General features: G+C 65.8%; 26 protein-coding genes and 2 pseudogenes. 14 read left to right on the top strand and 14 right to left on the bottom strand.

Annotation, left to right across the window (positions count from 1 at the left end; genetic code table 11):
• Positions 1 to 6: 6 nt before the first annotated feature.
• From H2052_RS00290 to fliE, 4 genes are read right to left on the bottom strand one after another with little or no spacing between them, the layout of a single operon-like run.
• Positions 7 to 699 (bottom strand): FliH/SctL family protein, encoded by a 693-nt coding sequence (locus H2052_RS00290; RefSeq protein WP_293776504.1) that lies wholly within the window; start codon positions 697 to 699, stop codon positions 7 to 9.
• On the bottom strand, positions 692 to 1,711 hold the full coding sequence (gene fliG / locus H2052_RS00285) for a flagellar motor switch protein FliG (protein ID WP_293776501.1): 1,020 nt from the start codon (positions 1,709 to 1,711) through the stop codon (positions 692 to 694). Before fliG ends, H2052_RS00290 begins: the two co-directional genes overlap by 8 nt.
• A complete protein-coding gene (gene fliF / locus H2052_RS00280) occupies positions 1,704 to 3,446 on the bottom strand; it encodes a flagellar basal-body MS-ring/collar protein FliF (RefSeq protein ID WP_293776498.1) in 1,743 nt (580 codons plus the stop codon). The genes fliG and fliF overlap by 8 nt, the downstream gene beginning before the upstream one ends.
• Before the next feature lie 54 nt (positions 3,447 to 3,500).
• On the bottom strand, positions 3,501 to 3,818 hold the full coding sequence (gene fliE / locus H2052_RS00275; RefSeq protein WP_293776495.1) for a flagellar hook-basal body complex protein FliE: 318 nt from the start codon (positions 3,816 to 3,818) through the stop codon (positions 3,501 to 3,503).
• Between the two features lie 242 nt (positions 3,819 to 4,060).
• Between fliE and H2052_RS00270 the strand changes: the two are divergent.
• The 4 genes and pseudogenes from H2052_RS00270 to H2052_RS00255 all read left to right on the top strand — a co-directional run.
• Positions 4,061 to 4,765 (top strand): annotated as a pseudogene (locus H2052_RS00270) (flagellin hook IN motif-containing protein); the annotation flags it as partial.
• Positions 4,766 to 5,434: 669 nt separating this feature from the next.
• Positions 5,435 to 5,698, top strand: a pseudogene (locus H2052_RS00265) (flagellin); the annotation flags it as partial.
• A gap of 95 nt (positions 5,699 to 5,793) precedes the next feature.
• Positions 5,794 to 6,540: a hypothetical protein gene (locus H2052_RS00260; protein WP_293776492.1), complete on the top strand. Its 747-nt coding sequence runs from the start codon at positions 5,794 to 5,796 to the stop codon at positions 6,538 to 6,540.
• Positions 6,541 to 6,592: 52 nt separating this feature from the next.
• Positions 6,593 to 7,759 carry a benzoate/H(+) symporter BenE family transporter gene (locus H2052_RS00255; protein ID WP_293776490.1) on the top strand — a complete coding sequence of 389 codons (1,167 nt, stop codon included), beginning with the start codon at positions 6,593 to 6,595 and terminating at the stop codon, positions 7,757 to 7,759.
• Position 7,760: 1 nt separating this feature from the next.
• On the opposite strand, the gene fliA is transcribed toward H2052_RS00255, so the two are convergent.
• From fliA to H2052_RS00205, 10 genes are all read right to left on the bottom strand, one after another.
• The gene (gene fliA, locus H2052_RS00250) at positions 7,761 to 8,498 is read right to left on the bottom strand and encodes an RNA polymerase sigma factor FliA (RefSeq protein ID WP_293776488.1); all 738 of its coding nucleotides are present in this window, start codon (positions 8,496 to 8,498) and stop codon (positions 7,761 to 7,763) included.
• On the bottom strand, positions 8,482 to 9,327 hold the full coding sequence (locus tag H2052_RS00245) for a MinD/ParA family protein (RefSeq protein ID WP_293776486.1): 846 nt from the start codon (positions 9,325 to 9,327) through the stop codon (positions 8,482 to 8,484). The genes fliA and H2052_RS00245 overlap by 17 nt, the downstream gene beginning before the upstream one ends.
• Positions 9,328 to 9,368: 41 nt before the next feature.
• The gene (locus H2052_RS00240) at positions 9,369 to 10,355 is read right to left on the bottom strand and encodes a hypothetical protein (RefSeq protein ID WP_293776484.1); all 987 of its coding nucleotides are present in this window, start codon (positions 10,353 to 10,355) and stop codon (positions 9,369 to 9,371) included.
• Positions 10,356 to 10,373: 18 nt separating this feature from the next.
• Positions 10,374 to 12,443 carry a flagellar biosynthesis protein FlhA gene (flhA, locus tag H2052_RS00235; RefSeq protein WP_293777203.1) on the bottom strand — a complete coding sequence of 690 codons (2,070 nt, stop codon included), beginning with the start codon at positions 12,441 to 12,443 and terminating at the stop codon, positions 10,374 to 10,376.
• 72 nt (positions 12,444 to 12,515) lie between these two features.
• A complete protein-coding gene (locus H2052_RS00230; RefSeq protein WP_293776482.1) occupies positions 12,516 to 13,316 on the bottom strand; it encodes a lytic transglycosylase domain-containing protein in 801 nt (266 codons plus the stop codon).
• 65 nt (positions 13,317 to 13,381) lie between these two features.
• The gene (locus H2052_RS00225) at positions 13,382 to 13,747 is read right to left on the bottom strand and encodes a hypothetical protein (RefSeq protein WP_293776480.1); all 366 of its coding nucleotides are present in this window, start codon (positions 13,745 to 13,747) and stop codon (positions 13,382 to 13,384) included.
• Entirely contained in the window at positions 13,744 to 14,043 is a 300-nt protein-coding gene (gene flgM, locus H2052_RS00220; RefSeq protein WP_293776478.1) for a flagellar biosynthesis anti-sigma factor FlgM, read from the bottom strand. The genes H2052_RS00225 and flgM overlap by 4 nt, the downstream gene beginning before the upstream one ends.
• 47 nt (positions 14,044 to 14,090) lie before the next feature.
• Positions 14,091 to 14,810, bottom strand: coding sequence for a flagellar basal body P-ring formation chaperone FlgA (flgA, locus tag H2052_RS00215; RefSeq protein ID WP_293776476.1), 720 nt, complete (start codon positions 14,808 to 14,810; stop codon positions 14,091 to 14,093).
• Positions 14,811 to 14,861: 51 nt separating this feature from the next.
• Positions 14,862 to 15,935: a flagellar assembly protein T N-terminal domain-containing protein gene (locus H2052_RS00210; RefSeq protein WP_293776474.1), complete on the bottom strand. Its 1,074-nt coding sequence runs from the start codon at positions 15,933 to 15,935 to the stop codon at positions 14,862 to 14,864.
• Positions 15,935 to 16,312: an LPP20 family lipoprotein gene (locus tag H2052_RS00205; RefSeq protein WP_293776472.1), complete on the bottom strand. Its 378-nt coding sequence runs from the start codon at positions 16,310 to 16,312 to the stop codon at positions 15,935 to 15,937. The genes H2052_RS00210 and H2052_RS00205 overlap by 1 nt, the downstream gene beginning before the upstream one ends.
• A gap of 200 nt (positions 16,313 to 16,512) precedes the next feature.
• Between H2052_RS00205 and flgB the strand changes: the two genes are divergently transcribed.
• From flgB to flgK, 10 genes are read left to right on the top strand one after another with little or no spacing between them, the layout of a single operon-like run.
• Complete coding sequence (gene flgB / locus H2052_RS00200; protein WP_293776470.1) at positions 16,513 to 16,902, top strand: flagellar basal body rod protein FlgB; 390 nt, start codon at positions 16,513 to 16,515, stop codon at positions 16,900 to 16,902.
• Between the two features lie 2 nt (positions 16,903 to 16,904).
• Complete coding sequence (gene flgC, locus H2052_RS00195) at positions 16,905 to 17,315, top strand: flagellar basal body rod protein FlgC (protein WP_293776467.1); 411 nt, start codon at positions 16,905 to 16,907, stop codon at positions 17,313 to 17,315.
• Between the two features lie 7 nt (positions 17,316 to 17,322).
• Entirely contained in the window at positions 17,323 to 18,006 is a 684-nt protein-coding gene (locus H2052_RS00190; RefSeq protein ID WP_293776464.1) for a flagellar hook assembly protein FlgD, read from the top strand.
• 30 nt (positions 18,007 to 18,036) lie between these two features.
• Complete coding sequence (locus H2052_RS00185) at positions 18,037 to 19,332, top strand: flagellar hook protein FlgE (protein WP_293776462.1); 1,296 nt, start codon at positions 18,037 to 18,039, stop codon at positions 19,330 to 19,332.
• 27 nt (positions 19,333 to 19,359) lie between these two features.
• Positions 19,360 to 20,103: a flagellar basal body rod protein FlgF gene (flgF, locus tag H2052_RS00180; protein ID WP_293776459.1), complete on the top strand. Its 744-nt coding sequence runs from the start codon at positions 19,360 to 19,362 to the stop codon at positions 20,101 to 20,103.
• A gap of 18 nt (positions 20,104 to 20,121) precedes the next feature.
• On the top strand, positions 20,122 to 20,907 hold the full coding sequence (gene flgG / locus H2052_RS00175) for a flagellar basal-body rod protein FlgG (protein WP_293776456.1): 786 nt from the start codon (positions 20,122 to 20,124) through the stop codon (positions 20,905 to 20,907).
• Positions 20,888 to 21,553 (top strand): flagellar basal body L-ring protein FlgH, encoded by a 666-nt coding sequence (locus H2052_RS00170; protein ID WP_293776453.1) that lies wholly within the window; start codon positions 20,888 to 20,890, stop codon positions 21,551 to 21,553. The genes flgG and H2052_RS00170 overlap by 20 nt, the downstream gene beginning before the upstream one ends.
• A 16-nt stretch (positions 21,554 to 21,569) precedes the next feature.
• Positions 21,570 to 22,670, top strand: coding sequence for a flagellar basal body P-ring protein FlgI (locus H2052_RS00165; protein WP_293776450.1), 1,101 nt, complete (start codon positions 21,570 to 21,572; stop codon positions 22,668 to 22,670).
• Positions 22,667 to 22,993, top strand: a complete 327-nt coding sequence (locus tag H2052_RS00160) for a rod-binding protein (RefSeq protein ID WP_293776447.1) — start codon at positions 22,667 to 22,669, stop codon at positions 22,991 to 22,993. Before H2052_RS00165 ends, H2052_RS00160 begins: the two co-directional genes overlap by 4 nt.
• Complete coding sequence (flgK, locus tag H2052_RS00155; protein WP_293776445.1) at positions 22,990 to 24,879, top strand: flagellar hook-associated protein FlgK; 1,890 nt, start codon at positions 22,990 to 22,992, stop codon at positions 24,877 to 24,879. The genes H2052_RS00160 and flgK overlap by 4 nt, the downstream gene beginning before the upstream one ends.
• Positions 24,880 to 24,886 lie beyond the last annotated feature (7 nt).

The following is a 24,886-nucleotide window of genomic DNA, read 5'->3' as shown; positions in this document are numbered from 1 at the left end:
CCGTGTTCACGCGGCGATGCCTGCCGCGCGCAGTGCTGTTTCAAGCCGGGCGATGCGCGGACGGACGCCGTCCTCCACCTCGCCGCCACCGGCTTCGAGCCTCACGCTGCCGCGTTGCAATTCGGGATCCGCGGCAAGCGTGAGGTTCGTGTAGTCCTTAAGGCTGCCATCATCGATGACCGCAAGATCATCCGGGTGCAGGAACAGCTTCGCGGCCTCGCTGGTTTCCTTCAGCGTATCGAGCGCGCGCGTGATGCAGCCGTTGACGAACGCGGGATCAACGGCGACGTGTGCGCCGACGATGCGCTCGACGAGATCGAGCACGGCGCGGCGCAGCTTCGGCCCCAGCGCAGCCTTGTCGATCGCGCGCGCGTCGTCGAGGCTACGCAGCAGCGAGCGGCATTCCGCGCGGGCGCGCTCCGCCTCGGCGCGCACTTCCGCGCGGCCGGCCTCGAGCCCGGCGGCGTGCCCCTGCGCTTCGGCTTCGGCGAGCGCGGCGGCAAGCTCTTCTTCGGTCGTTTCGATGGTTTCGTGGATTGTGCCGCGCGTGAATTCCGACGAGGGGTGAGCGAAATCCAGGCGCGGCACAAAATCGCCCGCCGGCCGGGGCGCGAACATCGGTGTGAAGTCGCCGCGGCTGGGTGCGAACAGATCGGCAAGTGCCACGGGACGGGCATCTGCACTGAAAACACTAGACATAATCATCCCCCGAACCGCCGAGCATGATAGCACCGCTTTCGCCGAGCTGGCGCGCGATCGCGAGGATGCGCTTCTGCGCGTCCTGTACCTCGCTCACTTTCATAGGCCCGCGCGATTCGATCTCGTCCTGCACGCTTTGGGCTGCACGCTGCGACATGGCAGCGAACATCTTGGCCCGCATCCGCTCGTCGGAGCCCTTGAGCGCGGCGACGAGCAGCGTGTTGTCCACAGAACGAAGCAGCGTCTGCATGCTGCGGTCGTCGAGTGCGAGGAGGTTTTCGAACACGAACATCTGATCCTGAATGCTCTGGCCGATATTCTCGTTCATTGTGGTTAATTGTTCGATGATACGGCGATCCGCACCGCCGCGCACATAGTTCATGATGCGCGCAGCCGTGGTCGTGCCCCCTGCCGTCGCGGAGCGCACGGCGGCGTTGGTCTTGATCTGCTTCTGCATCACGCGCTCAAGTTCGGCGAGCGCGTCGGGCTGGATCGAATCGAGCGTCGCGACGCGCAGCATCATGTCGGGCTGCGTCTCTTCGGGAAGCAGCTGCAGCACTTCAGCGGCGAGGCCCGGCTCGAGATGGCAGAGCACGGCCGCGATGACCTGGGGATGTTCCGACGAGATCGTCGCCGCGATCGAACGCGCGTCCATCCAGTCGAGGATTTCGATGCCCTTCTGCGGCGACGAGGAACTCATGCGGCCGAGCACGCTGCCCGCCTTCTCCTCGCCGAGCGCCTTCACGAACACGTTCTTCACATAAGGCCCGGTGCCAAGGCCAAGGCTGGTCTGCTCGCGCGCGGCGAGAATGAACTCATCAAGGACCACGTTCACCGTGTCCTGATCAACATCGGCGACCGAATACATCGCCTGGCCGAGGTTCTGTACCTCGCGTGGACCCATGTGCTTCAGAAGGTCAGCGGCTTCGTCCTCACCCAGCAACAGCATAAGGATGGCGCTCTTCTGGGTTCCGGACAGATGACGCGGCGCAAGTGCGAGTTCCTCACTCATTGGCATTTCCCTGGGCTGCGGTTTCACTGCGGATCAACTGGCGGACGACGTTCGATGCGCGGGCGGTATCCTCGGCGACGAACATGCGGACCACGGCGACCTTGTCGTCATAGCTGTTCGCCATCGTCAGCACCTCGGGCGGCAGGCCGCCGCGCGGCTTCAGGCGGGCCTTGAGTGCTTCCATCGTCTGCAGGTCGCCGCCATCGAGTACGATGGAGCGCGGCGCACCGAGGACGCCGCCGCCGGGCATGGGCGCAGCATCGGCAGCAGCCAGGGCCTTTTTCAGAAACGGCCGCAGCACCATGAAGAACACGACCACGAAGATGAGGAGCGCCGCTAGGATCTTGAGGATGTCGCCGATCCAGGCGTTGCTCTGGAAATCGACCTGATACCAAGCCTGCGTTTCCGCGGTGGGATCGACGAACGGCCGCGATGTGACGGCGACGAGATCGCCCCGTTCCGCGTTGAAACCGATACTGCTCTGCACGAGCTTTTCGATCGCCTTCGTTTCGGCGGCAGTCATCGCCTTGCCGTTTTCGCGCAGCACGACGGCGGCGGAAACACGGCGGACCTCGCCAATCGGCGCCTTGGTGACGGAGACCTGCTTTCCGATCTCGTAGTTTCGCGTGTAGCTCTCGCTGCGCGGGCCCGAAGGTGGCGCGGCGGGGGCAGCGTTGGGATCGGCGGGATTCTGCGCCTGTGCCTGTTCCGGCGTTGCCGCCGTCGCGGCCGGAGGCGCGACGTTCGAGAGCGCGCCCGGAATGCCGCGCGGCGCCAGTTCGCCGCCGCTCGACTGCGAGGATCCCTGTTCGCTGCGGATGACGGCGTTGTCCTTGTCCCACGCCTCGTTCGTCTGCTGGGTCTCGGTGAAGTCGAGGTCGAGATGCACTTCGGCGGTGAAGTTGTCGCTGCCGATGATCGGCGTCAGCAATGCGAGCAGCCGCTCACGGTACATGCTTTCCATCTTGGACTGGTAAGCGATGCGGCGGCGGCTTTCGCCGAATTCATCGCCCGAAGCATCGGGGGTGAGCAGTGTGCCCATCTGGTCGATGACCGAGACGCGATCCGCCGGCAAACCCGGAACCGACGAGGCGACGAGATTGACGATGGAGCGCACCTGCGCCTCGCCGAGCGCGCGGCCCGGCGACAGCTTGAGGAATACGGAAGCTGTGGGCTGCGCCTGATCGCGCACGAAAACGGACTGTTCGGGAAGCGCCAGATGGACGCGCGCGGATTCGACAGCGGCGATTTCAGCGACGCTGCGCGCAAGCTCGCTTTCCTGACTCTGCTTCAGGCGGGCCTGCTCGATCGCGCGGCTGGTGCCGAGCGGCATATCGTCGAGCAGCGCATAACCTTCGGCCGCAGCCTTCGGCAGCCCCTGCCCCGCGAGCAACATCCGCGCCTTGTGATAGTCGCCGGCGGGCACCTGCACGCTGCCGGTCATGTTATCGATGCCGGGCGCGATCCCCGCTGCTTGCAGCGCCTCGACGACAGCGGCCTTGTCCGCTTCGGCAAGCCCCGGAAACAGCGTCCGCATCTCGGGCGTGCGCGTGAGGATATAGGCCATGGCAACCGCGGCGATCGCCAGCGTGCCGATCACCATCGGCAGGCTGCGGCGGACAGCGGGCTGCGCGAGCATCGCCTTCACCCGCGCCTGAAAACGATCGACCCCCGGACCGAATGATGCGGCGGGCGGCGGCGCGGATACGGCTGGCGATGAAGCGGCGTCACTCATGAATGGGGCTCGTCAGTCTTTTTCTGGAGAGTTGGACGGGGTCAGAATGCGAAATCAGACGGGCATGTTCATGATGTCCTTGTAGGCGGTCAGCAGGCGGTTTCTCACCTGCAGTGTCGCCTCAAAGCCGATCGATGCCTTCTGGCGCTGCAGCATCACCGCGGCGATGTCCGTCGTCTCGCCGCGCTCATAGGCGGCGGAGGCTTCGGCGGCGCGTGTCTGCTGCGTGTTCACAGCCTGCATCGCGCTTTGCATCACGTTCCCGAAATCCGGCTTCGTCGCGGCCTGCGGCGTGCCGGCGCGGGAAAGCACGTCGTTCCGCTCCAGGATCTGGGAGCGGATCGCGAGAAGGCCTTTTGCATCGATCGTCATAGCCGGCACTGCAATGCAACCGCCGTGCCAATCGCGGAAAACAGGGGCGTGGCGGCGCACGCGTCGAAATCCGGACATGCCCAATGCGGAGCGACGTCGGAAATCCGACGGAAAGCAGCACGCAAATTTTCGTGATTAAACTTTGCCGCGCATCGGTCGTGAACTGGGGTACGGCAGATGCTTCGCCACCTTCGGCGCATGGCTGAGCCGGCTTATTAAGAGCGGGAAAGAGAGAGAGAGCCATGACTGTCATCAATACGAATATCTCGGCCCTTCGCGCGCAGAGCGGCGCTGCGATGGCTGAATCCTCGCTGTCGAAGGCGATGGAGCGTCTGTCCACCGGCAAGCGCATCAACTCCGCGAAGGACGACGCCGCCGGCCTCGCCATTTCGCAGCGCATGACCGCCAACATCCGCGGCATGGCCGTTGCCATCCGCAACTCCAACGACGGCATCTCGATGGCGCAGACGGCTGAAGGCGCACTCGGCGAAGTCACCAACATCCTGCAGCGCATCCGCGAGCTGACCGTGCAGTCGGCGAACGGCACGTTCAGCGCTCAGGATCGTTCGAGCCTGCAGGCGGAAACCAACCAGCTGCTCGCCGAAGTCAACAACATCTCGAAGACGGCGAACTTCAACGGCCTCAAGCTGCTTGACGGTTCGGTCACCGACCTCAAGCTGCAGACGGGCGTCAACGCTGGCGACCAGGTCGGCATCTCGATGGTGAACGTGTCCTCGAACGCGCTCGGTCTCACGAGCGGCGGCGCGCCGGGCCAGATCACGACGGGCCGCGTCGGCGCCGTCTCGGGTCTCGCCGTTGGCGACGTGACGTTCAACGGCGTGAATGCGCTCGGCAGCGTGCCGACCGCCGACACCGCCGAAGCGCTTGCCGCCGCGATCAACGAAAACAGCGACAAGACGGGCGTGAAGGCCACCGCCTCCAACAACGTCACCAGCGCCAAGATCACGGCTGAAGAGTTCGCCGTGGGCGACATCACCATCGGCGGCGTCTCCGTCGGTGCGGCCGCCAGCGTCGAGGAACTGGTCGCCAACATCAACCGCAACGACTTCGGTGTCACCGCGACGCTGAACTCCGACAAGACGATCACCCTGTCGAACACGACCGGCGAGGCGATCACGGTCGGCGGCACCGCGGCTGGCGGCTTCACGGCCGGCACCTACCAGGGCTTCGTGAGCCTGCAGAGCAACGACGGCAGCGACATCAAGGTCGTCGGCACCAACTCGACGGCGGCAACCGCCATCGCCGACGTGCAGCTGATGGGCCTCAACGTGGCTGCGGACGGCGTGTCCTTCTCGGGCGGCGCGGTTTCCGGTGCGGCGCTGGCGGCAGATGCGCTTGTCATCAACGGCGTGAAAATCGGCGCTTCGGCGACAGCCTCTGCGGCCGACAAGGCGACGGCGATCAACGCGGCGAGCGACAACACGGGCGTCAAGGCGACGGTGAGCGGCACGAGCATCGTGCTGACCTCGGTCGACGGTAGCGGCGTCCGCGTCGAAGGTGCCGGTGCGGCGGCGATCGGCTTCGTCGCCCAGGGCGGCAGCGCCAACATGACCTCGACGCTCGACATCAGCAGCCAGGAAGCTGCGGTTGCGGCGCTCACGGTCCTCGACAAGGCGATCGACTCGATCGTTTCGAGCCGCGGCGATCTCGGTGCGCTTCAGAACCGCCTCGAATCGACCGTCAGCAACCTGACGACGACCTCGACGAACCTCACCGAAGCCCGCTCGCGTATCGAAGACGCGGACTTCTCGGCGGAGAGCACCAACCTCGCCCGCTCGCAGGTTCTGAGCCAGGCGGCGACCGCCATGCTCGCTCAGGCGAACCAGACGCAGCAGAACGTGCTGTCGCTGCTTCGTTAAGGGTTAGCGTTGTAAGCTAGTACGGGTTCGGCCCCGGCGCTCATCCGAACGCCGGGGCCGTTTTCTTGAAGACCAGAGACGTTGGGGGTTTTTCCGTGGCAACCGAAGACGATGACGACGAGGAGCTGACGTTCGACGCGGAAGAGCCGCAGGCGGCAAAGCCGAAGGTGGAACCACAGCCCGAGCCGGCCCCCGCGGAGGTTGAAGCCGAAGCTCCGGCTCCGGAGCCTACGCCGACCCCGGCGGCAGCACCCGCTGCAGAAGCGAAACCGGCCGAAGCCGCCGCGCCGCCCTCGCGCAAGCCCTCCCGGTCCGGCATGGCGATCGCCGCGTGTCTGGGTGTCTGCGTGCTCACGTCCACCATCGCCGCCGTCCAGTCCTGGCGCGCGGCGAGCATCGCCGCCGACGCCAGCAGCGCCGGATCGACGAAGGATGTGATCGCTAAACTGAATGCGCTCCAGACACTGATGGAACAACAGCGCGACGCCATCGACGAACTGTCGACGCGCCCCGGTCTCGCTGCGGCATCAGCCTCGCCGCAGTCGGTCGATGGCCAGATCAATGCGCTGGCCGCGGCGGTGAAGGCCAACCAGCAAATGGCCGAGCAGCTGCCGTCGGTCGTGATGAAACAGGTCGACGCCCGCCTCGCGCGCGTCGAGCCTCGCCGCGCAGCACCTGCCAGCGCACGGCCGCAAGCCGCGCGTCCGGCGGTTCAGCGCAGCACGGCACCGAAGCGCGCACCCGTGCGAAGCACCGAGGCCGCCAGGGTTCTCAGCACACCGATTGTGCCCGTGGTCGCCGAGAAGAAGCGCCCCGCGGGCGAAGAGATCAGCTACCCCTGAGCCAGACGCAAACAGGGCTGGCAGAACCCGGAGATGCTGCTAGCTGGCAGGGATGAGCCTTCGCCTGCCACCTGTCCCCGCATGGTCCGCCGCCCTCATTGCCGCCCTCATCGGATTCGGCGGAACGGTCGCGCTCGTGGTGCAGGCGATGCGCGTGCTCGGCGCATCGGTCGAGCAGACAGGCTCCGCCCTCACCGCGCTTTGCCTCGGCATTGCGCTGACCGGCGGCTTTTTCTCCCTGAAACTGCGGATGCCCGTCGTGCTCGCCTGGTCTACGCCCGGGGCGGCGCTGCTCGCCGCGACAGCACCCGGGATCGCATGGCCCGCAGCGATCGGCGCGTTTCTGGCTGCCGCCCTGATGATGGTGGTGCTGGGCGCGGTCCCGGCGCTCGGACGGCTCGCCACGCGCATTCCCACGACCGTTGCGTCGGGGATGCTCGCCGGCGTTCTGCTCCCCTTCTGCCTTGGGCTTTTCAAAGCGGGCGCGACCGACCCCCTGCTCGTCGTGCTGCTCGTGGCGGTTTTCCTCCTCGCGCGTCAACGCGTACCGCTTTACGCACTGCTTCTGGTCCTTGCGGCCGGGATTGCGATCACACTTGTCCGCGGCGACGTTGCCCCGCTTCCACCCGGGGCGACGTTCGGCGCGCTGACGCCCGTGATGCCTGCGTTCGATATCCGCACGATCCTCAGCATCGGCGTGCCGTTCTTCCTCGTTTCGCTCGTCTCGCAAAACCTGCCCGGCCTCGTCGTGCTTCAGGCAGCGGGTTACACGCCAAACGCCCGCACGCTGATCGTCGGAACCGGGCTGACCTCGCTGGTGACGGCGCCGTTCGGGGCACATGCGGTCTGCCTTGCCGCGATCACGGCCACGATCTGCACCACCGACGATGCACATGCCGATAGGCGCCTGCGCTGGGTGGTGGGTATATTGTACGCGGGCTTCTATCTCGTGCTTGCGCTCTTTTCGCCTGCACTCGTCCGCCTGTTCCTCGCGCTTCCGGAAGCCGTGATCGTCACGCTCACCGGCATCGCGCTCATTCCGGCGCTGATCGGCACGATGGAAACGATGCTGTCAGTCAAGGAGGATCGCGATGCAGCGATCGTGACCTTCCTCGCCACCGGATCGGGCCTTGCGCTGTTCGGCCTCGGCGCGGCTTTTTGGGGACTGCTCGCGGGGTTCCTTGCGCTTGGCGGCAAGGTGCTGCTGCGCCGGGTTTAGGTTACGCCGCCCACTCCGAAAGGCCCTGACGCATCCGGTCGAGCGCGGACTTCTTGATCTGGCAGACGCGTGCGGCGCCGACGCCGAGCACGGCCCCGATCTCGTCGAGGTTCAGTTCCTCAACGTAATAGAGTTGGAGCACCATCGCCTCGCGCTCGGGGAGGGACTTGATCCCCTCGGCGAGCGCGCGTTCGAGATCCTTGCGTTCAAGCGTTTCGTCCGGCGTCTCGCCTTCATCGGCGAACCACTGCGAATGATCCGAATAGACCTCGTCGATATTCTCGTAGTGCACACCCTGCGTCGCATCGATCTCGGCCTGCAATGCCTCCAACGTGATGCCCATGTGTGCGGCGAGTTCCATCTGCGTTGCGGGACGTCCGAGCGCCAGTTCCGCCTCGCGGCGGGCATCGTTCAGCTGCTTGCGGCGCACGAGCGCGCTGCGGCACATGTTCGCCTGCCGCCGAAGCTGGTCGATCATCGCGCCGCGGATGCGCGTGGTGGCGTAGGTGGTAAAGGCGGCAACGCCGCGCTCCTCGAAATTGCGCGCGGCTTCGAGCAGCGCGATCGTGCCGATCTGCACGAGATCGCCGATCTCGATCGCCGAGCTGACCCGCCCGAAAACATGCCACGCGATCTTGCGCACAAGACCGAGGTTGGCCTCGACGCGCTGCTGCGGCGTCGGCGCCGCCTGGCGCCGCGCGTAAACAAGACCTCCGGCAAGCTCAGCCCGCGCGTGCATCGCGTTCTTCTCCGAAGAATGCGGTGTTGGGCACCGCGAGGATTTCCGTGCGCGTGCGCTTCGCGATGTCGAGTGCGAGCGTATTGAACGCCTGCCCCGCCGCCGACAGCGGATAGGCCTCGACAAGACAGCGCTTGCGCATCGCGGCGCTGTGCACATGGTTGTCGTGCGGGATCGAACCCAAATGTTCGAGATTGATGTCGAGGAAATTGCTCGCCACCTGCTTGAAGCGCGCGAACAGCCTGCGGCCCGCCAGCGCGTTCGGCACCATGTTGGTGACAACGAGCACGTCGCGGCAGCGGCCGCGCTGCGCCAGCGCCTTCAGAAGGCCGTAGGCGTCGATGAACGATGCCGGTTCGTCGGTGAGCACGACGACGGCGAAATCGCTCTTTTCAACAAGGCTCGTCACGTTGGGGGCGATGCCCGCCGCCGTATCGATAACGAGATAGTCGAGATCGTCTTCGAATACGCGGAACTCGCGGCAGAAACCGTCGAGCACGTCGTCCTCGATCACGGCAAGGCTGGCGTCGCCCGATCCCCCGCTGACGAGCCCGATCCCGGCCGGGCCCGGCTGCACGATCTCGGTGAGCGGCACGCCGTCCTTCAGCGCATCGCGCACGGTGCGGCCCGCCGGGCGGCCGAGCATGACGCCCGCGTTCGCAAGGCCGAGATCGGCATCGAACAGCATCACCCGCTTGCCGGACTTGGCGAGCGCGACCGAGAGATTGACCGACACGTGGGTCTTGCCGACACCGCCCTTGCCGCTGGCCACCGCCACCACGACGGGGCGATTGCGGATATCCTGACCGGTCGGCACGGGCGAAGTCATTCGGGAAAAGCCTTCCGTTGGCACACGCTTGAGAGCGGCGATCATTGCAGCGTCGCCGTCGCGCCGGTGGAGAGAGACGCAGCGACCATCCGGCACAGCCCGGTCGCCCGCGCCGCGTCGTAGCCGCTTCCGAAATCGGCCGAACGCCCTATCCCGGCAAGCGGCACTCCGCTTGAAAGCAGCATTGTCAGCACCGCCCCCGGCGGCAGGGTTTCACCCGCATGGGTGAGAACATAGGCATCGAAACCTTGCGAAAACATCTCCGCGATCTGGCGATGCCGTGCGAGCTGGCCGCTGAGCGGCATCGTGCACAGCACGGTGAGCGTGCCGGCACGGCTTAGCACGGCACGCAATTCTTCCACCTCGCAGGCGGCAAGGCGCGGGTCGCTCGGCATATCGATAAACAGGCGCTCCTTGCGCGAGAGACGCCGCGCCGCTTCGGCGAGGCTCTCTCCACGCGCCGGATCGGCGACCGGTATCTTCAGAATGGCGCCGATCACACGAAGCTGTTCCCGCGCGCCGGGCCGGCGGTCGCCGGAAAGCAGCGTGATGCGTTCGCCAGGGCGCGACGCACGCGCCATCGCCGCGAGCTGCGCCAGCGTCGTCGTCTTGGCACTACCACTGTCACCGACCACGCAAACGTGCGCGAGATCGGTGTGCGGCGGCGGCGTGATCTTCACTTCGCGCTCGACGCGGATGAGGAAGCGCGACCAGGCATCGGCAAGGTCGGCACCAGCCGCTGCCATTTCGCCGGTGAGGAATTCGGGATCGATGCCGACCGCGCGCGACTGCGCGATGAAGCGCACCATCGGATCCTTGCCCTTCGGCTGAGGCGCAGGCGTGAATACGGGGGGCGTTTTGATTTCCGCCGCGCGGCGCGGGTCCGGCCGTTCGATACCGCCCGCGACAACCTCGACGCCGTGGCGCGTGGTGCGGGTCTCGTAAACGATGGCGTCAGGACCGAACATTTCGGCGACGCGTTCAAGCGCGATGCGGCTGCTCGGCGCTACGATGGTCGTGGTCTGCATAACGCGAACTCAACTCCCCTAGTGTTCGTTGCCGCGGCCGACGACGGCCACCACCTGAACCTGACGACTGTCCGGAATCTCGTAGAAGGACAGCACCGTCACATCCGGCAGATGCTGGCGCAGGAGCTGAAACAGCGGCCTGCGCACGAGCGGCGTCGTGACAACTGCAAATGTCGTGCCATCCGACAACAGCGGGCGCGCCGCCTCGCCGAGCGCTGTAAGGATGCGCTGCGACAGTGCCGGATCGAGCGGATAGGCGCCCGTGGGATCGGCGCGCACGGAGGCGACAAGAAGTTGCTCCAGCTCGCCGTCGAGCGTGATGATCTTCAGCTGCTCGCGGATGCCGCAGAGCTTCTGGACGATGAGCCCACCGAGCGCCGGGCGCACCAGCTCGGTGAGATCGCCGGCATCCTGCGTGCGATGCGCGACGCCCGACAAAGCCTCGATAATCCGACGGAAATCGCGGATCGGCACAGCCTCGTCGAGCAGCGTCTGCAAGACGTTCGTGATCGTCTGGAGCGAGAGCGACTTGGTGACGCCGCCCACCAGTTGCGGCGCGGAGGTCTGCAATGTGTCGAGCAGTTTCTGCACCTCGTCCTGCCCGAGGAGCTGGCGCGACTGGCCGCTGAGGATCTGGTTGACGTGCGTTGCCATCACCGTCGACGGGTCGACGACGGTGTAGCCGTTCGCGATGGCCTGGTCCTTTTCTTCCGGCTGAATCCAGAGTGCATCGAGTCCGAACGTCGGATCCTTGACGGCACGTCCGGAAACCGACGCGTGGACGAGACCGGAATCGAGTGCGAGCAGTTCCTGCGGCGCCACCTCGTCCTCGCCGTAAACGACGCCCGAAACGAGCACGCGGTAGGCATGGGGCGGCAGCGCCATGTTGTCGCGTACGCGGATCATCGGGATGACGAAGCCGAGCTCGCGCGAGAGCTGACGCCGGATGCCGGTGAGGCGCCCCATGAGCGGTGCGCCGAGCTTCTCGTCGACGAGGCCGATGAGGCCGTAGCCAATCTCCACGCTGATTTGGACGTTGTCGGTAACGTCCTCCCAGCTGATCTGCGATTCCGCATTGGGATCGACGACCGGCGCCTCGACGACGGGCGCAGCATCGGCGATGGTCTTCGCCCGCTTCAGGTGCCATGCCACGGCAGCGGCGATCGCGGCCGCCGTCAGGATGATGACGTGGGGCATTCCCGGCACGACGCCCAGCAGCGCAAGGATCACCGCAACCGGCGTCCACGCCCCCGCCGAGCCGAACTGGCTCGACATCTGTCCGGTGAGATCGAGCGGCGACGACACGCGCGTGACGATGATCGCCGCGGCGATCGAAAGCAGCAGCGCCGGGATCTGCGCCACAAGGCCGTCGCCGATCGCGAGCAGCACGTAGTTCGAGCCCGCCTGCGCCAGCGTCAGATCATGCTGCACCGTGCCGAGGATGAGGCCGCCGATGATGTTGACGAACAGAATGAGGATGCCAGCGACAGCATCGCCCTTCACGAACTTCGAGGCGCCGTCCATGGAGCCGTAAAAATCCGCCTCGGTCGCCACTTCCTGGCGGCGGGCCTTGGCTTCGTCGGGGGTCAGCAGCCCGGCGTTTAGATCGGCGTCGATCGCCATCTGCTTGCCGGGCAACGCATCGAGCGTGAAGCGCGCGGACACTTCGGAAACGCGGCCCGCGCCCTTCGTGATCACCACGAGGTTGATGATCATCAGAATCGCGAAAACGAAGATACCGACGATGTAATCGCCGCCGATCAGGAAATTGCCGAACGCCTCGATAACGTGTCCGGCGGCGTCGGGGCCTTCATGGCCATTCACCAGAACGACGCGCGTCGACGCGACGTTGAGCGCGAGCCGGAGCAGCGTCGCGAACAGCAGCACGGTCGGGAACGACGAGAAATCGAGGGGTTTCTGCGTGTTCAGCGCCACCATGAGCACGGCGAGCGAGATCATGATGTTGAAGATGAAGAACGTGTCGAGCATGAACGGCGGGATTGGCACCACCATCAGCACGACAAGCAGCAGAATGCCGATGGGCAGCACGGCGGCGCGGCCCGCGCCGGCCCAAATCGAGCGGTTCATCTGGAGCGTTGCGGCAGTCACGAACGGCTCCGGGCGCTGGTCTTCAAGGCTTCAAACTCCGTGTGAAAGCGCTCAGCCGAGGCTGGCGAGCGTGAGATAGGCAAGCCGGGCGGCTTCCGGTTTCGGGATCGAGAGCAGACCGTCCAGCGCCGATGCATCTTCCCCCGCGAGCGCGAGCGCGAGGCTCATCGGCAGCGGCGGTTCGGCGGGCACGACAGGGGCGCGGGCCGCGAGCGCCTGATCCGGCGCATCGTCACCCATCTTGGCGGCGAAACGCTCGTAGACGTCCGACAGTGACCTCGGCGTGCCATTCGCGGCGTAGAACACAGCGCGGTTCGCGGCAGCCGCCGCGGGCATGACCTGATCGGCACGTTGGCCCGGGTCCGCCGCCATTGCGCCAAGAAACTTCGCGGCGCCGCGCGGCCCAAGGAAATGGCCCATGTAGAGGTCGGTGGCGTTTGCCGTGCGGCCGGTTGCCGCCTCGATCGCCGCCCCGTTCTCGCGCGCAGTCTCCGCCGCCATCAGCGCGGAGGCTTCGGGCTCGTTCCTGAGATTCATGATCGCGGGACGAAGCCCCGCATCCGCAATCGTAAGCCGCCCGCGCGCGTCGGTCTTGATGGCGTTCGCGGCCCAACCGAGGCCGTGCTCAGCGCCGTGGCGCTTCAGCGCGCCGAGCCAGCTCTGGTCGATGAACTGATAAAGGCCCGTCGCGCTGCTTGTGCGCGCCTTCGCATCGGGCCGGAGGCCGCTTTCGACCTTCGCCTGATTGTAGAGATAATCGAAATCGACGCCGGTTCGCCGGCTCGCTTCGGCAATCGCCGTGCGGACGCGGTCAGCGCCTCCAGCGATCGTAGAAAGGGGCGTCGGATTCATGACGGCTTCGTCTCCTTTGCGGGAGACAAAGCAAGGGCCGTGCCAGTGTTAGATAGTTAGCGCGCTCAGGCGCAGTCGAGGTCCAGCGACCGATAGCCGCCGTCCATCCGGCCGTTGCGGCCATAGCGGATCTGCGGCGCATGCCCGGCCGCGCGCGAAAGCACGGCGAGGCGGCGTTCGACGCCCGCAAGCAGCAGGTTCACGCGGAGCGCGGCCTGCTCGCAAAGCTCGGCGCCTTCGCGGATAAGCGCATCGGTTTCGGCATCGCTGGCGACGATGGGCGAGAGCTGCAGCGCAGAAATCGCGGCGAGCTTCGCGGGTGTCGAGGATTCGAGGACGCTGATGTCCCCGCTTTCCAGCGCCGCGATCTCAGCGCGCAGCGTCTCGTTCAGGGTCTTCAGTGTCTGCCGGTAGGCAGGGGCATCCATCATTCGGCCGTCCAGCCGAGATCGAGATCGACCATCTTGCGCGCGATCTGTTCGGGATCGACCTTGTAGCTGCCATTGGCGATGGCGGCGCGAAGCTCGGCAACGCGCGCGGCATCGATCGGTGCGGCGGCGGCATCGCGCGCTGCGGTGGCAAGCTCGGAAAGCTCGGCGCGCGCTGGCGTCGGCGCGGTTTCGGCCGTGGCGGTCTTCGCGGCCCCCGCCGCCTTCGCGGCAGCCGGGTCCAGAAGCACCGACGCTCCGTTCAGCCCTGCCGGGCGGCCAGAAATTCCGTCTACCATCCTATCGCCTCATCATCGCCTGTGCGGCGCAAAAGCCCATTATAAATTCATTCACGACCGTCTTCCGGATTTTTATAGCCCGGAAGCGCAACAATTCCTGGAGCGACCACAATCGCCTGCATCCGGTTGCCGGACGCAACGTTGCGAACGCGCACGCGGCCGCCGACGGGCGCGTCCTGTTCGGCGACCCCCTCGACCGCGACCTCGATGCCCGCGCCCCCGCTCTTGATCTGCACGGGGTCGCCGCGTTTCACGGCATTCGCGGCGATCAGAACGTTGGCGCGCACCGCCTCGCCAGGGCTGAGCGCACGAATGACCACCTTGCCGACCACCTGATCGACCGCAGTAACGCCGCCGGGCACATAGGTATCGGGCCGGAAATCGACGTCGCCGGCCGTGATCGTGCCGCCGCGCGGCACCGGGCGAACGACGACGACAGCGCCGCTTCCGCCCTGCACAGCTCCCTGCCCCGCCGGCTTCATGTCGATGGGAACGTAAATCTGCCATCCGTTCGGCCCGCCGCAGCGGACGAGCACGGTTGTCTGCCCCGTGCCGTACCAGATCAGCTCCGGCCGAATGGAACAGGCGCCAAGCTTCAGGCGGCGATCGACGCGCGGCGCGCGGTTCGGCCCGGCGAAGTCGCCAATCTGCGCTTCAAGGCGATCGAGGTTTTCGAAAATCACAGGCTGTGCCGCCGCCGCGGGCGCACCGACGACAAATATTGCCGCCAATGCCCACAAGCGTCGGGAAACCGTCGTTCTGTTCATCCAGCCTTGCATGACACATTTCAAAGCAATGTCCATGCCAAGCCCGAAACGTCAGCGCAGACGCAGCGCCGTCCGCGTTCCGGGAGGCACCCCATCGCCGAGCACGCGCGCACGCGCGGCGCTGCCCGACACCGAGACCACCTCGGCAAACGTCCAACCCGGCCCTGCGCCTGCCGCGACACGCGCGTCCCCAAGCCCGAGGAGGTCGCCGACGACGAGGTCGCCGCCCGCTGCCGAGATCAGAAGCTCGTCGCCCGAGGCGCCGTTTACCGCCACTTCGAGCGGGCGGCAGCGCGCGAACGCCCCCGCTTCCTCGACGAGATCGGCGAGCTTCCCTCCGAAATCGGGCGCGACGGCGCGGCGCGAGGGACGATAGTCTGCGGGAACATACTCCCACGTCCGCGCCGAGAGCGTCCAGCCGCTGTCCCGCGTGATCCGCCCGAGGAGCGTGCCCCGCACGGAATCGTAAACCTCCACGCCGAGCACGGCCTCCGCGCGCTTGCCCGTGATCAGCCCGGCGCCTTCGACCCGGCGCGTGCGCATCTCAATGAATGGCTGCACGAAAAGGCCGTAACCGGGTGCGCCGCCGTGCGCGAGCGCCATATAACGCTCCGACGACCGCCGCGCGACGGCAAGCGGCAGGGCTGCAGGTTCACCATAGGCGTCCCGGAACGTGCGCTCGGCATCGGCGCGTACCGGCTCCGCGATCGCGGGATCGATCGCCGGGTCGATATCGACCCGCAGCGTGGCGACATGCATCGCGGGACGCACCGATGCGTCGCATTTATTGGCTTCAAGCGGCGCCAGCGTTGCCGATACAGCAACGCGCAGTAGGCCGGCTTCGCGCCATTCGTCCGTCACCTCGAACGCGGTCACCTTCGCGCGCGCGGTCGCCCAGAGCGTGTCGGACCGCACAATGTTGCGGTCGATGATCGTACGCGCCTCGACATCCATGCCGCCCGCCGCCACCGCCTGGCGAAGCGCATCGCCGATCGCCGCGCGGCGCGCACGAGCCGCATCCGCGCCGAGCGGCGCGGCACCCTCCACATCGACGCGCACGTCTGCTGCCGCCGGAAAGGCTGCAAGAACGGCGGCAACGGCAAGAAGGGCGGCCCCGCGGCGCATCAATCGGCCCCGCCCGCTGGCCGCCGCATCTCGACGACGGTTTCGTAAGTGTCGTCGCCCTTCGGCGTGATCTTGACGATGCGCGCGCCGGACACCGTGCCGCTGACCGTGGCTCGGATCGAATCCGACTGCAGCGACGTGTTCGACGCGGACGACTGCGACTGCAGCTTCACACCATAGACCTGCTCGGCAAGATTACGCAGCGCGGCAAGGTGCGAGGCGCGGATCGCCAGCAAGCGGCGCTCCTCGTCGGTTTTCGCGGGCTGTGACGAAATCGGGGCGAAACCAACGCCGGTCAGCACGGCGGGCGTTGCTTCCTGCGCGTGCGCCGGCAGAACAAACAGGGCAAGCACCGCAAACGCGGTCCGGGGCGTCATGAGTCTCATGGTCTGAATAACGACAGCTTCGGGTTAAGATTAAGTGGGCGCGCAAACGCGTCGGGAAACCGACGGAGGGCTGTCAAGGCTCTGACAACACGCCCTCAACCTGAAATTATATCGCTTAAAATCATATTGTTATCGATCTGGCACGCCCCTTGCTGGAGCGGGAGCGGACAAAACCATCAGGACGTGCCGCTATGGACGTACTCGACAATTATTTCGGTGTGCACGCACAGGCGCTTGAACTCCGTTCGAAGCGCCTCGAACTGCTCGCCTCGAACATCGCCAACGCGGCCACTCCCGGCTACAAGGCGCGCGACATCGATTTCGCTGCGCAGCTGAAGTCCGCACAGAGCGGCGGCGGCGCGCTGACCGTCACCGCCGGCAACCATATCGGCATGGGCGGTCCCGGCGCGGCCGGCGGCGCACTCTATCGCATTCCGAACCAGGCCTCGCTCGACGGCAACACAGTCGAGCTTTCGACCGAGCAGACGCGCTTTGGTGAAAACGCCGTTCAGTACCAGACGACGCTCGCGTTCCTAAACGGCCGCATCAACACGCTCTCGCGTGCGCTGAAAGGCGAATGACGATGGCCGGGCTTTCGATCTTCGACATTTCGGGCCGCGCCATGTCGGCGCAGCTCGTGCGTCTCAACACCACGGCGAGCAACCTTGCGAATGCCGGCTCCGTCGCGCGCAGCGAGGCAGAGGCCTACAAGGCGCGCAAGCCGATCTTCGAGACCTTTTTCGATCAGGCGAACGGCGGCGCAACGGCCACGGTGGACGTCGTCGATGTCGTCTCCGCGGGCGGCACGCCCGTGAAGCGCTACGATCCCGGCCATCCGATGGCCGACAAGGACGGCTATATCTACGAGGCCGCAGTCGACCAGACGCAGGAGATGGTCGAGCTGCTCGAGGCCTCCCGCCAGTATCAGAACAACGTCGAGGTCATCCAGACCGCGAAGTCGCTGATGCTGAACACCCTGAAACTCGGACAGTGAGGCAGGCATGACCAGCACCAGCAGCAGCCTTGATCTCAATGCGCTCGGCATCAAGAGCTACGATTCCGGCAAAACCGTCACGCAGAAGAGCCAGCTCGATCAGAGCGACTTCCTGAAGCTGCTGACGACGCAGCTGAAGAACCAGGATCCGCTCAACCCGGTCGAGAACGAAGCGTTCGTCGCGCAGATGGCGCAGTTCTCGTCGCTGGCCGGCATCTCGGAGATGAATACCAAGCTTGGCAGCATCCTCGATTCACTGAACAACAATCAGCTTTCCACGGCCACCGGCCTCGTCGGCAAATATGTGCTGACATCGGGCACCAAGGCGGTGCCGGACGGCACCGGCAACGTCTACGGGGCGATCACGATCCCCGAGGGCGCGACGGATACGACGATCGCGATCAAGGATTCCACCGGCGCGACGATTCGCACGCTGAAGCTCGGCGCGGTCGAAGAGGGCATCCACGAATTCGCGTGGGACGGCAAGAACGACGCCGGCGAAGCCGTTGAGCCGGGGCCCGTGACCATCGAGGCGACGGCGAACGTGGGCGGCAAGCGCGAGGCGCTTTCCACTTCCGTTTACGCGCTCGTCCAGTCCGTCAGCACGGCGACCGCAAACACACCGATGACGCTCGATCTGCTCGGCATCGGCTCCGTCACCTTCGACAAGGTTCAGAAGATCAGCAGCTAGTTCTCACCATTTCTTGAGGAGACCCTACCCATGGCCATGTATACCTCGCTCACCGGCCTCAACGCCGCGCAGACCGATCTTTCCACGACCTCGAACAACATCGCGAACGTCGGCACCGTCGGCTTCAAGCGCTCGCGCGCCGAGTTCGGCGACATCATCTCCAGCTCCGCGCTGCAGAGCGCCGGTCGCGTCGCCGGTTCAGGCACTGCGCTGAAGACGATCAAGCAGCAGTTCACGCAGGGCGCGATCCAGTCGAGCCTCAACGTCATGGACGTCGCGATGATGGGCGAAGGCTTCTTCATGGTGAAGTCAACCTCGGGCACCACCGACATGCAGTTCACGCGCAACGGTTCGTTTTCCGTGAACAACGAGCGTTTCGTCGTGGATAGCGGTGGCCAGGCACTGCAGGTCTATCCTGTCAACGATTCAGGCACGGTAATTTCGACCAGCATCAATGACACGCGCGCACTGCGCCTGCCGCTGACGTCGGGACAACCGCGCGCGACGACGGGCATAAACCTCGCGCTCAACCTGCCGTCGGACGCCGAGGTGATCCCGAACAATCCGATCTATACGCCTTCGAACCCGTATGCGTTCGATCCAAACAACCCGACGACCTACAACCGGTCCACGTCGACGACCGTGTATGACTCGCTGGGCAACCCGATGGCCGCGGAAATCTACTACGTGCGCACGTCGAGTTCGAACTCGGCCTCAACAACGAACGACTGGAATGTCCATGTGATCGTCGATGGCACGGAACTGACGCCGTCGTCGGGCCCGTCGCCCATGGAACTCAGCTTCGACAACTTCGGCCAGCTGGTCTCGCCGACCACAGGCGTAGGCTTCGATCCTCTGGCCATTCCGGGCGGCGACCCCCTGCTTATCTCGCTCGATCATGGCACTTCGACGACGCAGTATTCCGATCCTTTTTCGATCGTCTCCATGACGCAGGACGGTTACCCGTCCGGCCGTCTCGATAGCGTCACCGTTGACAACAACGGCGTGGTGCGCGCGAGCTTCACCAACGGTCAGACGCAGGCGCTCGGCAAGATTGCCGTCGCGACCTTCGCCAACGCCAACGGCCTGAAGCAGACCGGCGACGCGCATTATACCTCGACGGGCATTTCCGGTGAACCGATCCTCGGCGAGGCGGGTTCGAGCGGCGTGGGCACGATCCGTTCGGGCGCGCTCGAGATGGCGAACGTCGATATCACCGAGGAACTCGTCAACCTCATCACTGCGCAGCGCAACTTCCAGGCGAACGCCAAGGCGATCGAAACTGACAGTGCGATGACCAGCGCAATCATCAACATCCGAAGCTAAGCGCACACGGCCTGACCGGAACCACTGATGGACCGTCTCGTCTATACCGCCCTCTCCGGCCTGCGCAGCGCCATGGCTGCGCAGGACGTGACGGCGCACAACATCGCCAACGCGAGCACGATCGGCTTCAAGCGCGATGTCAGCGCCGCGCAGAGCCGTCATCTCGTCGGCGGGCAGAGCTTCGCCAGCCGCATTCAAGCGGCCGAAGGTACGCTCGAGTCCGATCAGGCGCCGGGCACGGTCAACCAGACCGGCCGCGCGCTCGACGTGGCGATGCTGGGCGAATCAATGATGGCGGTGCAGGCACCGGACGGTACCGAGGCCTACACCCGGCGCGGCGATCTTCGCATCAGCCCCACCGGCATCCTCGAAACCGGCGACGGCCTTGTCGTCGTCGGACAGGGTGGGCCGATCACGGTGCCCCCGGCGAACACGGTCGAGATCGGCGCGGACGGCACGGTAAGCATCCGTCCGCAGGGCGGTCAGCTCAACGAGATGACGGAAGTCGGCCGCATTAAAATGGTGACGCCGCAGCCGGACGAGCTGGAAAAAGGCCTCGACAACCTGATGCGCGCGGCGGGCGGCGGACAGCTCGCGCAGGACGATACGGCCCGGCTCCAGACCGGCGGTCTCGAAGGGTCGAACGTCAACATGATGGGATCGATGATCACGATGATCGAGCAGGCCCGCGCCTTCGAGGTGCAGGTACAGCTCGTCACCAGCGTGCGCGACATGGATTTGAGCAGCACGGCGCTGCTCCGCCTTGAATAACGAAGAAGGAGCCAGACGATGAGTTCGGCACTGCATACGGCACGGAGCGGTCTTGACGCGCAGGATATGCGCATGAGGGTCATCTCCAACAACCTCGCCAACGTGAACACCACGGGGTTCAAGCGCGACCGCGCGGAATTCCAGAGCCTGATGTATCAGAATTACCGTCAGGCGGGCGCGAACAGCGAGCAATCGACGCAGTACGCCACGGGCCTCAACGTCGGCACGGGCGTGCGCATCGTCGGTACCGAGCGGATCAATACGCAGGGCTCGATGCAGTCGACGGACAATCCGACCGACATGGCAATCAACGGCGCCGGCTACTTCCAGGTGCTGAAGCCCGACGGCACGATCACCTACACGCGCGACGGTTCGTTCACGGTGAGCGCGGAAGGCCTGCTCGTCACCAACGACGGCTACCCGCTGCAGCCGGATATCACGGTGCCCGAAGGCGCCCGGTCGCTGACGATCGGCAAGGATGGAACGGTCAGCATCGTCAACGCCGGCGATTCCTCGCCGAGCCAGATCGGCCAGATCCAGGTCGCGAACTTCCTGAACCCCGCCGGCCTCCAGCCGCTCGGCGACAATCTGTTCGCCGAAACCGCGGCAAGCGGCGCGCCGATCGTCGGCACGCCGGGTGTCGATGGTCTCGGTGAGATCAACCAGAACATGCTCGAAACCTCGAACGTCAACATGGTCGAGGAAATGGTCAACATGATCGAGACACAACGCGCCTACGAGGTGAACTCGAAGGTGATCTCCACGGTCGACGGGATGATGCAGTATGTCACGCAGAACCTGTAAACTCGCCGCGCTCGCGCTGCTCGCGGCAACCGCCGCGTGCGCGGCGCCGTACGAGCGGCCGATGGCGGAGTTCGCGCCGTCGCACGCGCCTGCACCGACGCCGCCTGTGCAGGCGACGGGCGCCATCTACCAGGCCGGTCGCTTCGCGAGCCTCGTCGAGGACAATCGTGCGCGCCGCGTCGGCGACGTACTGACCATCGTGCTCGTCGAAAAGACGCAAGCGGCGAAGTCGGTCTCGAGCGCAAGCTCGCGCAACAGCAGCATGTCGCTCACGCTGCCCGACGCGAAACCCTTCTCGTGGGTGCCGGACGGGCTGCTTTCGGGAGGCAGCGGCCAGACTTTTGGGGGGCAAGGCTCCGCCGCGCAGTCGAACCAGCTGACCGGCGAGATGACCGTCACGGTGGCGCAGGTCTATACCAACGGCACCATGCTGGTGCGCGGCCAGAAGCTCATCAAGCTCAATCGCGGCGAGGAGTATCTGCAGATCTCCGGCATCGTGCGCCCGCAGGACGTGACGCCGGAGAACCGCGTTGCCTCCACGCGCGTCGCCGACGCCCGCATCGCCTACTCCGGCACCGGCGAACTGGCACAGCAGACCCGCATGGGCTGGCTGCAGCGCTTCTTCACCGCAATTACACCCTTCTAGGTCCAAAGGACTCGCCATGCGCATTCGCCGCTTCCTCATCGCTCTCGTCCTCGCCTGCGGGTTTGCCGCGCCGGCGGCGGCGGAGCGCGTCAAGGATCTTGGCGATTTCGCCGGCATCCGGTCGAACCAGCTCGTCGGCTACGGCATTGTCGTGGGCCTCAACGGCACCGGCGACGACAATCTCGAATACACGATCCAGAGCATGAGGAGCGCCATCGCGCGCTTCGGCGTCGTCATCCCGCCGGGGGTGAAGGCGAGCCTCAAGAACGCCGCCGCCGTGATGGTCACGGCGGACCTGCCGCCCTTCGCGAAGCCCGGCCAGAAGATCGACGTCACCGTGTCGGCGATCGGCAAAGCGAAGTCGCTTCGCGGCGGCAACCTGCTGCTGACGCCGCTCGTCGGTGCGGACGGCGAGGTCTATGCGATGTCGCAGGGCAGCCTTGCCGTCGGCGGCCTCGGCGTCGAGGGACAGGACGGATCGAAGGTGACTGTCAACGTCCCCTCCACCGGCCGCATTCCGCAGGGCGCCTCGGTCGAACGCATGGTCGACACGCCGTTCGCGACCTCGCCCAGCCTGGTGCTCAACCTCCGCGAAGCGGACTTCACGACGACGCAGCGTGTCGCCGACGCGATCAACAAGACGCTCGGCGGCGGCACCGCCTCGCCCCTCGACGCGGTTTCCATCGAAGTCACCGCCCCGATGCAGGCGGATCAGCGCATCAGTCTCGTGTCGATCATCGAGAACATCGAAGTGCAGCCCGCGGCACCCGCCGCGCGCGTCGTCGTCAACTCGCGCACCGGCACCGTCGTGATCGGCGCGAACGTCCGCGTCTCACCCGCCGCCGTCAGCCACGGCAGCATGGTGGTGAAGGTGACGGAAAACCCGCAGGTCAGCCAGCCCGGCCCCCTCTCGCGCGGGCAGACGACCGTGACGCCCGACAGCGGCATCGAGGTCGAGCAGGGCGGCGCACACATGTTCCTGTTCGATCCGGGCGTTGCGCTCGACGACATCGTGAAATCGGTGAACGCACTCGGCGCGACTCCGTCGGACCTCGTCGCCATCCTCGAGGCCTTGAAGCAGGCGGGCGCGCTCAAGGCGGAGCTGATCGTGATATGACGACGATAAACGGCCTTCAGAACGGCGGAACCGCGGCCGTCGACAGCAGCCGCAAGAACACCGATGCGAACCTCGACAAGGCCGCACAGCAGTTCGAGGCCGTGTTCGTCAACCTGATGCTGAAGCAGGCGCGGCAGGCCGTGCCCGACGGCGGCCTCTTCCAAAGCGAGGGCCTGAAGACGTTCCGCGAAATGCAGGATCGCGAGCTTGCGGGTAGCCTCGCGAAGCACAACCCGCTCGGTATCGCCGAGGCGTTGAAGACTTTCCTCGCGCGCGGCCGGGAAACCGCAGCCCCCGCGACCAACGAAGGCGAAGCGAAATGAGCGACCTCCTCGGCCTCGGCGCGTCGGGCGTCCGCGCCTACCAGACCGCGCTCGACATCGTCGGCGAGAACATCGCCAACGCGAACGTGCCCGGCTATGCGCGGCGCACCGCCGTGGTCGCGGAGAATCCTTCTGCCGGCGGCGGTTTCCCGCTGACCCGCCAGACCGCGGCGGGAAGCGGCGTCAACGTCAGCGGCATTGCCCGCGCCTATGATGCCTTCCTCACCAGCGATGCGCGCACCGCCTCGGGCGATTATACCCGCGCCCAGACGCGGCAATACTGGCTGAGCGAGATCGAATCGTTCCTCAACACCGGTTCGCAGGGCCTCTCCGGCAGGCTGACGTCCTTCTACAACACCGCGCAGGACGTCGCATCCGATCCGACCTCACTTTCCGCGCGCGATGCCTTCCTGTCAGCCGCCGGCGAGGTCGCCGCGCAGTTCCGCAGCCTCGCGCAATCGTTCGATGCGACGCGCACGGGCATCAAGCAGGATGTCGACCAGACCGTCGATCGCATCAACGATCTCACCAGCGCGCTTTCAACGCTGAACGGCACCATCCGCCGCACAGCGGACGGCACCTCGGCTTCCGCGAGCCTTGAAGACGAGCGCGACCGCCTGCTGAACGAGCTGGCGTCGCTCACCAAGATCGATGTCACCACACGCGGCGACGGCACGGTCGATGTGCGCCTCGACAATTCGACCGGCCCGATGCTGCTCGATCAGATGGGCGCAAAGCTCCTCGGCGCCACCGAAGCGAACGGCAAGATTCGGCTGACGCTCGATCCGTTCGGCAACAGCGGCACGATTCCGGTGCCCGGCAGCGGCGTGCTCGCCGGCCTTTCCGATGCCTACACGCAGAACAGCAACAGCGCGGCGGCGATCGATACGCTTGCCCAGCAGTTCATCACCAGCGTCAATGCCGCGCACGGCCAGGGCGTCGATCTGAACGGCATCGCCGGCGGCGATCTGTTCGCGGCAAGTTCGCTGGTGGCGACACCGTCGCGGACCAACACCGGTCAGGCGACGCTCGACATGCAGGTGACCGACGAGACGCTTGTCTTCGCCGGGGGCTACGAGCTCTGGTACGATGGCGGCACCAGCCAGTGGACGCTCTCGCGCGCCGATGGCAGCGCTTCCATAACCGGCAGCGGCACGCTCGATCTCGATGGCATCCATCTCGAACTGGGTGGCGCGCCAAAAGGCGGCGACTGGTTCCAGATCGAGGGCGTTTCGGGTGCTGCGGGTATGCGCGTTCTCATCGAGGATGGCGCAGACGTTGCAGCGGCAGCGCCGTGGGCGGCTAATATTTCTGCGGCGAACCAAGGCACGGGCACGGTTTCGGTGCGCAGCAACCCCGCCTCCGCAACGATCCCCGCGCCTGTGCCGACGAGCTTCACGGTTCGCATGGGTGCCGGCAGCACATACGAAATCATCGACACCGCCGACACCGGCGTTCCGCCCACAGTGCTCGCGAGCGGAGCCTATGTGCCGGGCGCGTGGATTCCGGTGAACGGCTTCGACGTGCAGCTTTCAGGCACGATTGCGGAAGGTGACAGCTTCGTCGTCGCGCCGACGGCGGCGGGCATGGCCGACAACGCCAACATGCTGCGCATGGTCGACACGCGGCTTGGCAATCCCGGCTTCGAGGGCCGCTTCGCGCGCGAGGTGACGCGGGTTGCGACGAACCTCAACGATACGAAAGCGCTGGCGTCGGCAACGCTCGCCGTGCGCGACAAGGCGCTGGAAGCGCGCGACGCGGCCTCCGCGGTCAATCTCGACGAGGAAGCTGCCGATCTCATTCGTTTCCAGCAGGCCTATCAGGCCTCTGCGAAGATCATCGCGGCCGCCCGGGAGATCTTCCAGACCATCATAGACATTCGCTAAGCTTCCC

The sequence above is a fragment of the Sphingosinicella sp. genome (assembly GCF_013911755.1).
Classification (GTDB): Bacteria; Pseudomonadota; Alphaproteobacteria; order Sphingomonadales; family Sphingomonadaceae; genus Sphingosinicella.
This window is presented reverse-complemented; position numbering and strand designations above follow the sequence as displayed.